General features: G+C 59.7%; 15 protein-coding genes and 1 pseudogene. 12 read left to right on the top strand and 4 right to left on the bottom strand.

The features are described 5' to 3' along the window. Positions 1-359: 359 nt before the first annotated feature. Positions 360-719 (bottom strand): lysozyme inhibitor LprI family protein, encoded by a 360-nt coding sequence (locus tag EAY64_RS15040; protein WP_103525556.1) that lies wholly within the window; start codon positions 717-719, stop codon positions 360-362. Positions 720-1,023: 304 nt separating this feature from the next. Then, entirely contained in the window at positions 1,024-1,422 is a 399-nt protein-coding gene (locus EAY64_RS15035) for a hypothetical protein (RefSeq protein WP_103525555.1), read from the bottom strand. Positions 1,423-1,966: 544 nt separating this feature from the next. Here EAY64_RS15035 and EAY64_RS15030 point away from each other — a divergent pair. From EAY64_RS15030 to efeB, 7 genes and pseudogenes are all read left to right on the top strand, one after another. Further along, positions 1,967-2,215 carry a FeoA family protein gene (locus EAY64_RS15030; protein ID WP_103525554.1) on the top strand — a complete coding sequence of 83 codons (249 nt, stop codon included), beginning with the start codon at positions 1,967-1,969 and terminating at the stop codon, positions 2,213-2,215. Further along, a complete protein-coding gene (gene feoB, locus EAY64_RS15025) occupies positions 2,208-4,043 on the top strand; it encodes a ferrous iron transporter B (protein ID WP_103525553.1) in 1,836 nt (611 codons plus the stop codon). Before EAY64_RS15030 ends, feoB begins: the two co-directional genes overlap by 8 nt. After that, positions 4,040-4,258 carry a FeoB-associated Cys-rich membrane protein gene (locus EAY64_RS15020; RefSeq protein WP_103525552.1) on the top strand — a complete coding sequence of 73 codons (219 nt, stop codon included), beginning with the start codon at positions 4,040-4,042 and terminating at the stop codon, positions 4,256-4,258. The genes feoB and EAY64_RS15020 overlap by 4 nt, the downstream gene beginning before the upstream one ends. A 287-nt stretch (positions 4,259-4,545) precedes the next feature. After that, positions 4,546-5,388, top strand: a complete 843-nt coding sequence (gene efeU / locus EAY64_RS15015; protein ID WP_103525560.1) for an iron uptake transporter permease EfeU — start codon at positions 4,546-4,548, stop codon at positions 5,386-5,388. 38 nt (positions 5,389-5,426) lie between these two features. Further along, positions 5,427-6,320: an iron uptake system protein EfeO gene (gene efeO, locus EAY64_RS15010; RefSeq protein WP_103525551.1), complete on the top strand. Its 894-nt coding sequence runs from the start codon at positions 5,427-5,429 to the stop codon at positions 6,318-6,320. Between the two features lie 74 nt (positions 6,321-6,394). Further along, a pseudogene (locus EAY64_RS15005) lies at positions 6,395-6,751 on the top strand (cupredoxin domain-containing protein); the annotation flags it as partial. 46 nt (positions 6,752-6,797) lie between these two features. After that, positions 6,798-8,081: an iron uptake transporter deferrochelatase/peroxidase subunit gene (efeB, locus tag EAY64_RS15000; RefSeq protein WP_103525549.1), complete on the top strand. Its 1,284-nt coding sequence runs from the start codon at positions 6,798-6,800 to the stop codon at positions 8,079-8,081. 71 nt (positions 8,082-8,152) lie between these two features. On the opposite strand, the gene EAY64_RS14995 is transcribed toward efeB, so the two are convergent. Continuing rightward, positions 8,153-9,487, bottom strand: coding sequence for a sigma-54 interaction domain-containing protein (locus tag EAY64_RS14995; protein ID WP_103525548.1), 1,335 nt, complete (start codon positions 9,485-9,487; stop codon positions 8,153-8,155). 187 nt (positions 9,488-9,674) lie between these two features. On the opposite strand from EAY64_RS14995, the gene cydP reads away from it, so the two are divergent. The 5 genes from cydP to cydX are packed head-to-tail and all read left to right on the top strand — an operon-like array spanning position 9,675 to position 13,020. Beyond that, positions 9,675-9,866 (top strand): cytochrome oxidase putative small subunit CydP, encoded by a 192-nt coding sequence (cydP, locus tag EAY64_RS14990; RefSeq protein ID WP_103525547.1) that lies wholly within the window; start codon positions 9,675-9,677, stop codon positions 9,864-9,866. Next, entirely contained in the window at positions 9,856-11,406 is a 1,551-nt protein-coding gene (locus EAY64_RS14985) for a cytochrome ubiquinol oxidase subunit I (RefSeq protein WP_103525546.1), read from the top strand. Before cydP ends, EAY64_RS14985 begins: the two co-directional genes overlap by 11 nt. A 9-nt stretch (positions 11,407-11,415) precedes the next feature. Beyond that, complete coding sequence (cydB, locus tag EAY64_RS14980; RefSeq protein ID WP_199734463.1) at positions 11,416-12,555, top strand: cytochrome d ubiquinol oxidase subunit II; 1,140 nt, start codon at positions 11,416-11,418, stop codon at positions 12,553-12,555. A 1-nt stretch (position 12,556) separates the two neighbouring features. Further along, positions 12,557-12,916 carry a NifB/NifX family molybdenum-iron cluster-binding protein gene (locus tag EAY64_RS14975; RefSeq protein ID WP_103525544.1) on the top strand — a complete coding sequence of 120 codons (360 nt, stop codon included), beginning with the start codon at positions 12,557-12,559 and terminating at the stop codon, positions 12,914-12,916. Beyond that, positions 12,916-13,020 carry a cytochrome bd-I oxidase subunit CydX gene (gene cydX, locus EAY64_RS14970; RefSeq protein WP_103525543.1) on the top strand — a complete coding sequence of 35 codons (105 nt, stop codon included), beginning with the start codon at positions 12,916-12,918 and terminating at the stop codon, positions 13,018-13,020. Before EAY64_RS14975 ends, cydX begins: the two co-directional genes overlap by 1 nt. A gap of 124 nt (positions 13,021-13,144) precedes the next feature. Here the strand turns inward: cydX and EAY64_RS14965 are convergent, their stop codons facing one another. After that, positions 13,145-13,369 (bottom strand): hypothetical protein, encoded by a 225-nt coding sequence (locus EAY64_RS14965; RefSeq protein WP_103525542.1) that lies wholly within the window; start codon positions 13,367-13,369, stop codon positions 13,145-13,147. Positions 13,370-13,589 lie beyond the last annotated feature (220 nt).

The raw sequence follows: 13,589 nt of genomic DNA, 5'->3' as shown, positions 1-13,589 counted from the left end.
GCGAAGGTCGGGGGTTCGACTCCTCTTACCGGCACCATGTAAATCAAGCGCTTAGGCCAATCCTCAGGGGTTGGCCTTTTTGTTTTTTTGCTTCGTGTACTTGCTATGTACTTACCAACGGGCAACGGCGGCTATCCGGCTGTCCATGTATGGTGTCGAATTGTTCCGTCTGTAGGATATATCCACGACTGAAAACGTATATATACCGTAATCAGAGAAAGAGATGGATGGATGCATCCGTTTTGCTGATGGATGTATCCAACGGTGTTACATCCATCCCAGAAGTAGCTTCATCTATGGCTGGCAGACTGAAAAAAAGCCCGCATGCGGCGGGCAGGTGTCAGTTTGTCAGGACTTGGTTACTTAAAATCATCGGATGAAGTGCATTCTGGGTGAACACCAGACACAACACCGTAGTCACATGTTTCATCGAGGCGCTTCTTGTACGCGTCGACAATACATTGACGGGTAGTGCATTTATTACGCTGTCCGACCCATGCCAGTTGCTCTTTCTTCAGTTGCTTGGGCGAGCCTCCAAAGTTCGAGTTAAGCATCCCTTTGTAGTTTGTTGAAAGAGATTCATCCATTTGGCTAAGTTGCTGGTCGGTACAAATTTGCTTCTCGACAAAGTTGCTTGCTTTCATGCAATCGAATGATGCTGCAAATGTAGCTGACGACGCTATAAGCAGTGCGCACAAGGTCAATTTTGACTTCATCATTTCGTGTTTCCGTAGGTAGTGATGGTTTCCGGGCTGCTGTGCTGGCTGTCAATGCACGGCAGGGCAATTCAATAAAATGACTTTAGCATTATTTGCTGAGTTTCGAGTGTATGGATGGTCAAGCTATGCTGACTGTTAAGCGAACAAAAAAGCCTGCGTTGAGCAGGCTTGTGTTTGCTGTGCATTCCGGCGTGGCTATAGCTGCATGCTATGCGGGCAGTGGGTCTCGGCAAAACCCGAACGGACATACTTTTGCAGTGCGGCTTCAAGTTCAAGAAGTCTCATACGTTCTGTATTGCTAGTGTCAGTCGATATGGGGGGGCAGCAACTTGGTAATCTGCTCTGTATCAAGTCCGGCATCACGGAGCTTTTCTGCTTTTGCTGCAAGTGCTTGCTCTTCAAGCTGCTCATTTCGTTCAAGCTGTGTCAGTTGGGAGGGAATCGACATGAGTAGGGCTACTGCTGTTCGCGCTTGTGGCGTGTTTGCGTTTTCTTGGCGCTCCTTGCGTGCAAAGATGCTTGCCTCCCTTATTGTCTGCCGTGAGCTTTGTAAGTTCGCCAGCATTGCCTTGGCCGTGTCCGTAGGATTCGATGATTCATTGAGCTGCTGCAATAAGTCGCAATCGCCACCTTCTTCAATCAGCAAGGCCTGTTCGTTGAGAATCGCAGCAGCTAGTTTTCTTACCGTGTAATCGGTGTTCATTGTGTGTCCTCTATACGCGTTATTAAATTCAAGCGTGTTTTGTCTGGCCCCTCGTTTCTTCACCACAAGATGGCAACCTCTAGAGGGTATACGCCAGACGTACCAAAGATTGTGTAAAAACTACCGCCATTAACACGCCAAGCGTGGCAAAAGGTTCGGTTGATACCATTCACTGCCCCGCCTGCCGTGCCAAAGTTCAATCGTTTGCCACGTGTGGCGGGTCACGGTGAATCGCCCCTCCTTTCCCAGACACCTTAATAGCATCAATAGCCTCGCTCTAAGCCCCGCCAGGAGGTGTCATGAGCAAGCCGCATTAGCTGCATCGCTTGCGGCTGTTGCGAGGTGTCAGCTGCGGTTCGTCGCTCTACTTGCACGTGGCCAGCGTGGTGGCTGTTGCTATCCGCGGATCATGCTGTCGTTTTTGCTGTCCGGCTTTGCTCATGTCCTTTCCTCTTGTAAAAAGTGCGGGAAAAATATTGACATTAAAAGGTGGAGGGGTATTATCCGATCCAATAAAATTGATTTTCATTTACAGGTGATGTGGATGCGACTTAGCGAACTGGGAAAACAACAAACAGCCAGCGTGGTCGGTGTGGAAAAGCTGCAGGCGGATGACGCGATTGCTGCGCGCTTGCAGGACATCGGCTTTGTCGCCGGTGAGACGGTAAAAGTCATTACCCGTGCGCCGTGGGGAGGGGATCCGATTCTGGTGCAGGTTGGCACCAGCCGCTTTGCCCTGCGCCGGGAAGAAGCCAGCCGCATCGTGCTGCAACAAGGAGTTCAGCATGGCTGAGATGGCTTTGCGCATTGCCCTGGTGGGTAATCCCAATTGCGGTAAAACCGCTCTGTTCAACCAGCTGACCGGCGCGCGTCAGAAAGTGGCCAATTACGCCGGCGTAACCGTCGAGCGCAAGGAAGGCCATTTCTTTACGGCGTCCGGACACCGGATCAGCCTGCTTGACCTGCCCGGCACTTATAGTCTGGAATCCGCCAGCCAGGATGAAAAAGTCACGCTGGATGTGCTGCGCGGCCAGCATCGTGGTGAGCAGGCGCCGGAAATGATTATCTGTGTAGCCGACGCTACCAATCTGCGGCTGCATTTGCGCTTTGTGCTGGAGGTGCAGCAACTGGGCCTGCCCATGGTGCTGGCACTGAATATGGTGGATGCGGCACAGCGACGTGGCATCCACATCGATGTGGCGCGCCTGTCTGCCGAGCTGGGTATCCCGGTCGTGGAAACCGTGGCGGTGCGCCGTGGCGGGGTGGATGCGCTAGTGAAACTGGTGGATCAGACCGCCAGCAAGATCCCTGCCGCCGCTGCCGCTCTCAGCGGAGACTTGCACCAGCAAGTACGTCGCATCATGGCCGATTGCGTGAGTATTCCCCAGTTGTCTGATGCAAAAGTGGATGCGATTGATCGCTGGGTGCTGCATCCGGTGCTGGGGCCGCTGATTCTGTTGCTGGTGATGTTCATGGTGTTCCAGGGGGTGTATTCGCTGGGCAAGCCGGTGACCGATCTGATTGGCGACAACTTTGACCAGTTGAACAAGCTGGTGGCCGGGCTGCTGCCGGATGGCCCGCTGCGTGGCCTGCTGTGTGATGGCCTGATCAGCGGCCTGGGCACGGTGCTGGGCTTTTTGCCGGAAATCCTGGTGTTGTTCTTCTTCATCCTGGTGCTGGAGGAGTCGGGCTATCTGCCGCGTGCTGCCTTTCTGCTCGACCGCATCATGTTGTCGGTTGGTCTGACCGGCCGCTCATTCATTCCGCTGCTGTCCAGCTTTGCCTGCGCCATTCCCGGCATTATCGGCAGCCGCAGTATCAGCAATCAGCGTGATCGCTGGACCACCATTCTGGTGGCTCCGCTGATGACCTGCTCGGCACGCTTGCCGGTTTATGCCCTGCTGATCGGTGCCTTCATTCCGGCGCACAGCATTGGCGGAATACTGAATCTGCAAGGGCTGGTGCTGCTAGGCCTGTATCTGCTGGGTATCGTGGGTGCGATGGTGGTGGGCTGGGTGTGCAAGCGGCTGCGCCCCCGTGATGCGCAGCAACCAGCGCTGATCATGGAGCTGCCGGCCTACCGTGTGCCGCAAATCCGCGATCTGGCGTTGGGCCTGTGGGAAAGGGGCAGCATCTTCCTGAAGAAGCTGACCGGGATGATTCTGGCGCTGACGGTGTTGATGTGGTTCATTTCCAGCTTCCCCAATCCGCCTGCCGGTGCCATCGGCCCGGCTATCGACTACAGCATTGCTGGCTATCTGGGCAAGTCCTTGCAGTTCCTGTTTGCGCCGCTGGGTTTCAACTGGCAGGTCACTCTGGCGCTGATTCCGGCTTTTGCCGCACGGGAAACGGCCGTGGCCACCCTGGCGACGGTTTACTCGGTGGCCAATGCTGATGATGTGGCTTCACTGGGCCATGTGCTGGCGCATCAGATCTCGCTGGCCAGTGCGCTGTCCTTGATGGTGTGGTTTGCCTTTGCGCCGCAATGCATGTCGACGCTGGCAGTGATCCGCAAGGAAACCGGCAGCCGGCGGCAGGTGGTGTTGTCCTTCAGCTATATGTTTGTGGTGGCTTACGCCTGCTCGTTTTTGACCTATCACCTGGTGAAGGCCTTTGCATGACTACCAGCCTCTTGCTCCAGTACGGCATCATCGCCATCGTCGTCCTGTTTGCCCTGCGCAGCCTGATTCAGCGTTTTGCCCGCAAGCAGGGTGGCTGTGGCAGTAGCTGCGGTTCTTGTGGGGGCGGCTGCGCCTCCAGCAGCGCCGCGCCCGTGGTCATGATCAAGCCGCTGCCGCCGGCGAAGAAAGGCGGCGATTGCTGCTCGGGTGACTGAGTCGTCTTGTCTGTCGGCCTGCAGCGCGCAGGCCACTGTCCTTGCCATGAAAATGCCACGCTTAGCCGTGGCATTTTTCATTTGATGCCAGATTGCCAGCCTGCATGTCTTGTTGGCAGGGCTCATTCCACAGGATTGCGCCATGCGGTAAGGGGTGGCGCTGGCCACGCACTTATCCCGGCGGCAGTCGACCGCCGGGGAGGGGTGGTCACCGCGGCGACAAAATTTCACGTTGACAGTTCAAATACAAATGAGCATGATTCTCATTTTCAAGAATGAGCCTGGTCATGTTGATCCCGTTTCTCATCATGTTGCGCGAAGGCATGGAGGCCGCGCTGATTGTCGGCATCATCGCCAGCTATCTGCGCCAATCCGGTCAGCAGCGCTGGATGCCCGCCGTCTGGCTGGGCGTGGTGCTGGCCTGCCTGCTCAGTCTGGCTGTGGGCGGCGCGCTGGAACTGACCCAGCAGGAATTCCCGCAAAAGCAGCAAGAGCTGTTTGAAGCGGTGGTGGCGCTGATTGCCGTTGCCATTCTCACCTCCATGGTGTTCTGGATGAAGCAGGCGGCCCGTTCCATCAAGGGGCAGCTGCACGAATCCATGGCGGCGGTGTTCAGCCGCGGCCGGGGCCAGGCTTATGCACTGGTCGGCATGGCGTTTTTTGCCGTAGCGCGCGAAGGCTTGGAATCGGTGTTTTTCCTGCTGGCGGCCTTCCAGCAGCAGGCAGAAAACCCGCTGGCCTGGCTGGCTGCTTTACTCGGCCTGTTGGTCGCGGCGGCCATCGGCTACGGCATTTATCAGGGCGGCGTGCGTATCGATCTGCGTCGTTTCTTCCGCCTGACCGGCCTGTTCATCATCTTCGTCGCCGCCGGCTTGCTGGCGGGTGCCATCAAGGCCTTGCACGAAGCCGGCCTGTGGAACCAGCTGCAAAGCGTGGTATTCGACCTGAGCCATGTGCTGCCCATCGACACACCGCTCGGCGTGATTCTGGCCGGCCTCTTTGGCTACAACGACACCCCCACCGTCAGCGAAGTGCTGGCCTGGCTGCTGTTCCTGATTCCAGCCCTGTTCCTGTTCATGCGTGGCAGCCCGCCGGCCGCCAGCAGCCCGCTGCGTGCAAGCTCGCGCTGACACTGCTTCTGCCTTTCATTTTTCAAGGAAAAATCCTGATGACAAACCGTTCCCTGTTCAAGTTGTCGCTACTGGCATTGCTGGTCTCCACCCTGGCCGCCTGCGGCAAAACCGAAGATGCGCCAGTGGCGCAGGCCAGCAGTGCGGCTGTGGCTGCAGCCTCGGCACCGGCGGTGGACTACAGCGCCCAGCTGGCCGGCCCGATTGCCGACTACAAGCAATACGTGACGACCGAGCTGGCCGGCCTGCTGACGCAGTCCAAGGCTTTTGCGGCTGCCATCAAGGCTGGCGAGCTGAAAAAGGCGCAGGACCTGTACGCCATCACCCGCCAGCATTACGAGCGTATCGAGCCGATTGCCGAACTGTTCTCCGATATGGATGGCGCGATCGATGCCCGTGAGGATGACTTCAAGCAAAAAGCCGCCGACCCGAAATTCACCGGCTTCCACCGTCTGGAAAAAGCCCTGTTTGGCGACCACACCACCAAGGGTCAGGCGGAGTATGCCGACAAGCTGGTAGCGGACATCAGCACCCTGCAAGGCCGGGTACAGACGTTGAGCATTCCGCCGGCCAAGATGGTGGGCGGTGCCGCCGGCCTGATCGAGGAGGTGGCGAAAACCAAGGTAAGCGGGGAAGAAGACCGCTACAGCCATACCGATCTGTGGGACTTCCAGGCCAATGTGGACGGCGCGCAGAAGATTGTCGAACTGCTGCGCCCATTGCTGCAGAAAGCCAGCCCGGAGCTGCTGGCCAAGGTGGATGAAAACTTCAAGACCGTCGACAGCCTGCTGGACAAATACCGCACTGAGGATAAACAGGGCTTTGTCAGCTACGACAAGGTGACTGACGCTGACCGTACCGCCATGAAGGGCCCGATCACCGCCCTGGCGGAAGACCTGTCCAAGCTGCGCGGTGTGCTGGGTCTGGATTGATCCGTCACGATGCCGTCCGGTGCTGCCTGCGGGCAGGCCGGGCGGGCTTGAACAAATTGTCTTAGGAATGAGCCATGTCCAGAGTATTCCCCGTAGTCCTGCTTGCCGCCTTGCTGGCCGGCTGCAGCAAGGAGGCCCCGGTACCACAGGCCACCGCCGCTGCTGTCACCATCCCGGTGGTGAATGTCGGCATCAGCGATGAGGCCTGTCAGCCGATGCAGCTGACCGTGCAGCGTGGCAAGACCCAGTTCCTGATCAAGAACAACAGCGGCCGCACTGTGGAATGGGAAATCCTCAAGGGCGTGTATGTGGTGGAAGAGCGCGAGAACATCGCTCCCGGCTTCAGCCAGAAGCTGACCGCCAGGCTGGAACCCGGCAAATACGAAATGACCTGCGGCCTGCTGAGTAATCCGCACGGTGTGCTAATCGTCGAATGACCACGCTGCGCGCCAGCACAACACAGACAAACTTCACATCATGACAGAACAAGACAAGTCAGCCATTCCCCAGCCGCCTGCAGCCATAGCCAACCCCCAACGCCGCAGTCTGCTGCGCGGAGCCGGGCTGTTTGGCGGTGGCCTGCTGGCGGGCGGGCTGGGAGCTGGGGCCTGGTTTGGCAAACTGGCAAAACCGGTGGATCCGGCACAGCAAGTCGTCCCCTACCGCGGCCAGCACCAGGCTGGTATCACTACCCCGGCAGCGCAGGAGGCCATCTTCATTGCGCTGGATGTACTGGCGAAAGATCGTCAGGGCTTGCAGGCCACCTTGCAATTGCTGACCGAACGCATCGCCTTTCTGACCCAGGGTGGCCCGGCACCGGTGGATCACCCCAAAATGCCACCGCCAGACTCCGGCCTGTTGGGCAGCAATATCAGCGCGGATGGGCTGAGCATCACCGTGGCAGCTGGTGCCTCGCTGTTTGACCAGCGCTTTGGCCTGCAGGCACAGCGCCCGCGGCAGCTGAGCCAGATGCAGGCTTTTGCCAACGACGCGCTGGACGCGGCCTGGTGCGATGGCGACCTGCTGCTGCAATGCTGCGCCCATTCGCGCGAAACGGTGATTCATGCGGTGCGTGACATCATCAAGCACAGCCCGGACAAGCTGGCAGCCCGCTGGAAGATGGATGGTTTTCTGCCGGCGGGAGCCGTGCGCCACAGCAGCACGCCGATCAATCTGTTCGGCTTCAAGGACGGGACGGGGAACCCCGACACGGCCGACAGCGCCCAGATGAATGCGCTGGTGTGGGTGGATGACAAGGATAAGGAGCCGGCCTGGGCCAAGGGCGGCAGCTATGTCGCCATTCGCCTGATCCGCTTCACGCTGGAGCAGTGGGACCGCACGCCGCTGGGCGAGCAGCAGGGTATTTTTGGCCGCGACAAGGCCAGTGGTGCGCCGCTGGGCAAGACCCACGAATTCGACGACCCCGGCTTTGCGGCAGACCCGCACGGCCAGCAGGTGCCGCTGGATTCGCACATGCGCCGGGCCGAGCCACGCCAGCACGGCCGCCATGATGCCAGGCTGCTGCGTCGCAGCTACAGCTATTCACTGGGGCTGACCAAATCCGGCCAGCTGGACATGGGCCTGGTGTTCATCTGCTTCCAGTCCAATCTGCAAACCGGCTTTATCGCTACCCAGCACCGGCTGGATGGCGAACCGCTGGAGGAATACATCAAACCCTTTGGCGGCGGTTATTTCTTTGCCCTGCCCGGGGTGAGCGGCAGCGACTATCTCGGTGCCAGTCTGTTGCAAGCCGCAGGCTGATGGCGGCCCGGCTATCCGGCTGGAACAGAGTTTGCTACAGCACACACACCAAGGTTGTCTTTTGCCCCTGCCTATGCGGCGGGGGCTTTCTTTTGTCTGCCCGCCAGCCGGCGGTATAGCGTGCGTTCGGTCAGTTGTAATGCCGAGGCCAGTTGCTGGCGGCTTAAGCCGCTGTGCTCGACCGCCCATTGCAGGTACCGGCTTTCCAGCTGTTCCAGTGGCAGCAGACCGCAGTGGAAGTCCTGCATGGCGGGGGTTGCCGGTGGTGTGCTGTTCCATTCGTCGGCGCGCAGGTTTTCCAGTGCGATGACATCGCCGTCGCTGAGCAGGCTGGCGCGTTCCAGCAGATTACGCAGTTCGCGGATATTACCGTTGAAAGGCTGTTGCAACAGCCATTGCAGTGCAGCCGGCTCCAGTTGCAACCTGCGCCCGGGGGCGACCCGTTCCAGCAGCGAGGCCGCCAGCAGCGGGATGTCCTCACGCCGTTCGCGCAGGGGAGGGAGGCGAATGGGGAACACGGCCAGCCGGTAGTAGAGATCGGCGCGGAAGCTGCCGGCCTCGACCATGGCTGCAAGATTGCGGTGGGTGGCGGCAATCAGCCGAAAGCTGGCGGGAATGCTGTTGATGCCGCCCACGCGGCGAAAGCTGCCGGACTCCAGCAAGCGTAATAGCTTGACCTGCTGTGACAGCGGCAGGTCGCCAATTTCATCCAGAAACAGCGTGCCGCCATGGGCGGCTTCCACCAGACCCTGCTTGCGCTGGTTGGCCCCGGTAAACGCCCCTTTTTCATAGCCGAACAGCTCGCTTTCCAGCAGGGTTTCACTCAGGCTGGCGCAATCCACCGCAATAAACGGCCGTTGCGCAGCACCGCCGCTGTCGTGGATGGCATGTGCCAATCCTTCCTTGCCGGTACCGGATTCGCCGATCAACAGCACCGCCGCACGGGAAGGGGCCGCTCTTTGCGCCAGCAGCAGCATGCGGCGAAACACTGCGCTGCGTCCCACCATCTTGTCGGCCGCCGCCTGACTGCTGGCCAGCTGCAGCGGCTTCATCTTTTCAATGAACAGGTGGCGATGGCCGCTGATATCCGCCAGCGGCATCAGCTCCACATCCACATGCTCATCGCCATGCGCCGTGCGGTGAATGTGCAGCACCCGTTCCGGCTGGCCGCTGGCCAGCGTCATGCGCAGCGGGCAGGACTCGCCTTCTTCATCACAGGGGCGTTGATAGCCGTGTGACACCTCATAGCAGTGGCGGCCCGGCGCTTCGGCACCGTAGGCGGCGCGGTAGGCCTGGTTGGCATGCAGGATTTCAAAGTGTTCGGTAATGACGATGCGCGGCTCGCTCAGCTCGTCCAGCATGCGGCTGATGGTGTCCAGGCTGGCTTCATTCGACAGGGGTGACATAGTGCGTTTTCTGACATGTCAAAAATGACATGATAGCCGGAAAACAGCCACAAATCCCCCTGAAACCAGGCCGTGCAGCCTGGCATGGCATTTGCAAACAGCATGGTCAAACGCGGTGGCCCACCCTGCCTGTCCCGGCTGTGCGGGCGGCCACATGCGTTGTCGTACTGCCAACCGAGAGCCTGCAATGAAAAAACCACCACGCAAGCTGGGCCGTGAACTGGCCTGGATCATCGGCATCAAGATCGTGCTGTTGCTGATCATCTGGAAAGCCTTGGTCGCGCCCTACCGCGTCCATGTCGATGCCGCCGCCATGGCCGATGGCATGCGGGAGGCGGGGATGGCCAGCCAACACCTGGAGAAAAACAATGTTAGATAACGTCGTCGATTTATCACGACTGCAGTTCGCCGTGACGGCGCTTTACCACTTCCTGTTCGTGCCGCTGACCATCGGCATGGTGTGGATGCTGGTGATCATGGAAGCCGTGTGGCTGATGACCGGCAAGCAGGTCTATCAGGACATGACCCGCTTCTGGGGCAAGCTGTTCGGTATCAATTTCGCACTGGGGGTGACCACCGGCATCACCATGGAATTCCAGTTCGGTACCAACTGGGCCTATTACTCGCACTATGTGGGAGACATCTTTGGCACGCCGCTGGCCATCGAGGGGCTGATGGCCTTTTTCCTGGAATCCACCATGATAGGCCTGTTCTTTTTTGGCTGGGAGCGGCTGTCGCGCAAGCAGCATTTGCTGGTGACCATCCTGATGGCCATTGGCACCAATCTGTCGGCGCTGTGGATATTGATTGCCAATGGCTGGATGCAGAATCCGGTGGGCGCGGAGTTCAGCTACCAGACCATGCGCATGGAAATGACCGACTTTGCCGCGCTGCTGCTTAACCCGGATGCCCAGGCCAAGTTCGTGCACACGGTGAGCGCGGGTTATGTCACCGGGGCGATGTTTGTGCTGTCGATTTCCAGCTGGTATCTGCTGCGCGGGCGCAATGTGGAGTTTGCCCGAAAGAGCTTCCGTATTGCCGCAGCCTTCGGTTTTGCCAGTATCTGCTCGGTGATCGTGCTGGGCGACGAGTCCGGTTACACCGTGGGCGAGGCGCAGCAGACCAAGCTGGCCGCCATCGAGGCCATGTGGCATACCGAGGCGGCACCGGCCTCGTTCAATCTGCTGGCCTGGCCCAATGAAACACGCATGGAGAACGACTGGCAGCTGAGTATCCCCTGGGTGATGGGGCTGATCGGCACCCGTTCGCTCAGCAAGGAAATCCCCGGCATCCACGAAATCATGGCGCAGAACCGTCTGCGCATTCAGTCCGGCATGCTGGCGGTACAGGCGCTGGAAACCGTGCGGCGCGACCGCCAGAACAGTGCTGCCAAAGCGGTGCTGGAGGCACACAAGCAGGATCTGGGCTTTGGCCTGCTGCTGAAGAAATACACCGCCGACGTGGCCCATGCCACGCCGAAGATGATAGCCGCCGCCGCGCGCGACACCATTCCGCGAGTGGCACCGATGTTCTGGTCCTTCCGCCTGATGGTGGGCATGGGCATGGCGATGCTGCTGCTGTTTGGCTGGGCTTTCTGGGCCTCGCTCAAGGGCAATTTCCAGCACCGTCCGCGCCTGCTCAAGCTGGCCTTGTACTGCTTGCCGCTGCCCTGGCTGTCCTGCGAGCTGGGCTGGGTGGTGGCCGAATACGGCCGTCAGCCGTGGACCATTTACGGCGTACTGCCCACCCGGCTGTCGGTGTCCACGCTGTCAGTGGAGTCGTTGTACGGTTCGCTGGCCGGTTTTGTCGGTTTCTATACCGTGCTCTTGGTGGTGGAAATGATGCTGATGGTGCGCTTTGCCCGTCAGGGGCCGGGCAGTCTGGGCACGGGCCGCTACGACAATGAAACCGCTCACTAAGGAACAATCATGCTGGATTATGCAAGTCTGAAGGTGATCTGGTGGTTGCTGGTCGGCGTGTTGCTGGTCGGTTTTGCCATCATGGATGGTCACGACATGGGCGTGGGCACGCTGCTGCCCTTTGTCGGCAAGAACGATACCGAACGGCGGGTGGTGATCAACACCGTCGGCCCGCACTGGGATGGCAACCAGGTGTGGTTCATCACCGGTGGCGGGGCCATTTTCGCCGCCTGGCCGCTGGTGTATGCCACGGCGTTTTCCGGTTTTTACTGGGCCATGCTGCTGGTGTTGTGGGCGCTGTTTTTCCGCCCGGTGGGCTTTGATTACCGCAGCAAGATAGACAACCCGACCTGGCGTTCGGTATGGGACTGGGGCCTGTTTGTCGGTGGCACCATTCCGCCGCTGATTTTTGGCGTGGCCTTTGGCAATCTGCTGCAAGGCGTGCCCTTTCATTTCGACAACAATCTGCTGTCCACTTACGACGGCAGCTTCTGGGGCCTGCTCAACCCGTTTGCCTTGCTGTGTGGCGTGGTATCCAGTGCCATGATCACCTTTCACGGCGGGGTATATCTGGCACACCGCACCGAAGGGGAGATCCAGCAGCGCGCACAGCGCTGGGTCAAGGTGATGGGCCTGCTGTGGCTGGGCGGCTTTACCCTGGCCGGCATCTGGCTGGCACTGGGCATTGATGGCTATGTGATTACTTCGGCCGTACAGCCGGATGCGCTGCCCGACCCGCTGGCCAAAACCGTCAGCCGCGTCGCTGGAGCCTGGCTGGGCAATTACCAGCGCTGGCCGCTCACCATATTGTTGCCGCTGAGCGCTTATCTGGCGGGCATCGCCGCCATGCTGCTGCTGAGCGGCGGGCGCAGTTTTGCCGCCTTCTGGGCTTCGGCCCTGGCGCTGGCCGGGGTGATTGGCACCGCTGGCATCAGCATGTTCCCCTTCGTGATGCCCTCGTCCAGCAGCCTGTCGTCCAGCCTGACGGTGTGGGACAGCGTCTCCAGCCAGTTGACGCTGGAGCTGATGCTGGTGGCCACGCTGATCTTCATGCCGCTGATCATCCTCTATACCCGCTGGGCGTATAAGGTGATGGGCGGCAAGGTGACGGCAGCCTATGTGCGGGAGAACAATCACAGTGCCTACTGAGATGAAAATCGCCATTGCCAGCCAGAACCGGCGCACGGTGAGCAGCCACGCCGGCAAGTGCACGCATTTCTGGCTGCTGGATAGTGCCGATGGCCGCTGGCACAGCCTGCTGCTGAGTCCGGCGCAGCTGCTGTGCCGGGGTGGTGACTTGGCGGATCACCCGCTGCGCGAGGTGGATGTCGTGCTGGCAGCCAGTGCCGGGCGGCCGCTGGCGCGACGGCTGCAGCAGCTTGGCATCATGCTGTCGCTCACCATGGAAAGCGAGCTGCAGGCCGCGGCGGCGCTGTGCATAGCCGGCAGTCGTGCCACACCTTACCTGCCAGGCAAGGGCCGCTGTCAATCAATTACCGGGAGAACATGATGTGGTATTTCGCATGGGTATTGGGTATCGGCTTTGCCGTGTCGCTGGGCATTCTGAATGCCCTGTGGGGCGAGCATGAGGAAGAGCGCCAGGCGCTGCATTAAGCTGCACTGCGCTGTCGAGGCCAGCTGCTGAGGCGCTGGCCCAAAAGGAAGAGGGGCTGTGGTCCGCCATGGACACAGCCCCTGTTGCATGCCGGATGGCCGCCAAGGCGACCTTGCCGCTGGCTCAGCCGATATCCAGCCGGCGGATGACGGTTTCCAGTACTTGCGCCTTGTCGGCCCATTGCGGTTTCAGCAGCTTTTCTGCGCGCTGGATAGCCTGGCAGGCCGGGCAGTCATCCTGGCGGTCTTCGGAACCGTTGACCGGACAGTTGGCGCGGCGGATATGCTGGATTTCACCGGTGGCGACGCGCAGCAGGCCTTCCATAGCAGCCTTGATTGCCTTGTCCATTGTTTTATCTCCTGTTGGGGGATGTCATGCAAAGATGGAAAGCAGTCACAGGGCCGGGCGCCCGGTAGGGCGTTGCTGGTCGATGCGTTAGGTATTCGCATGGCGCCATGTGCAGCATGGCGCGTCCTGTGCCTGCATTTGCCGTCAGCATAGGTGGCAAATGCGAGCAAAGTTTTCGTCTAGGTCAAGAAAGCTGCATTCTGTGCCTGCCGCCATGAAA

This window comes from Aquitalea palustris (genome assembly GCF_003693445.1).
GTDB lineage: Bacteria > Pseudomonadota > Gammaproteobacteria > Burkholderiales > Chromobacteriaceae > Aquitalea > Aquitalea palustris.
Note: the sequence above shows the minus strand (reverse complement) of the source record. Positions and strands in the feature narration are given on the sequence as shown.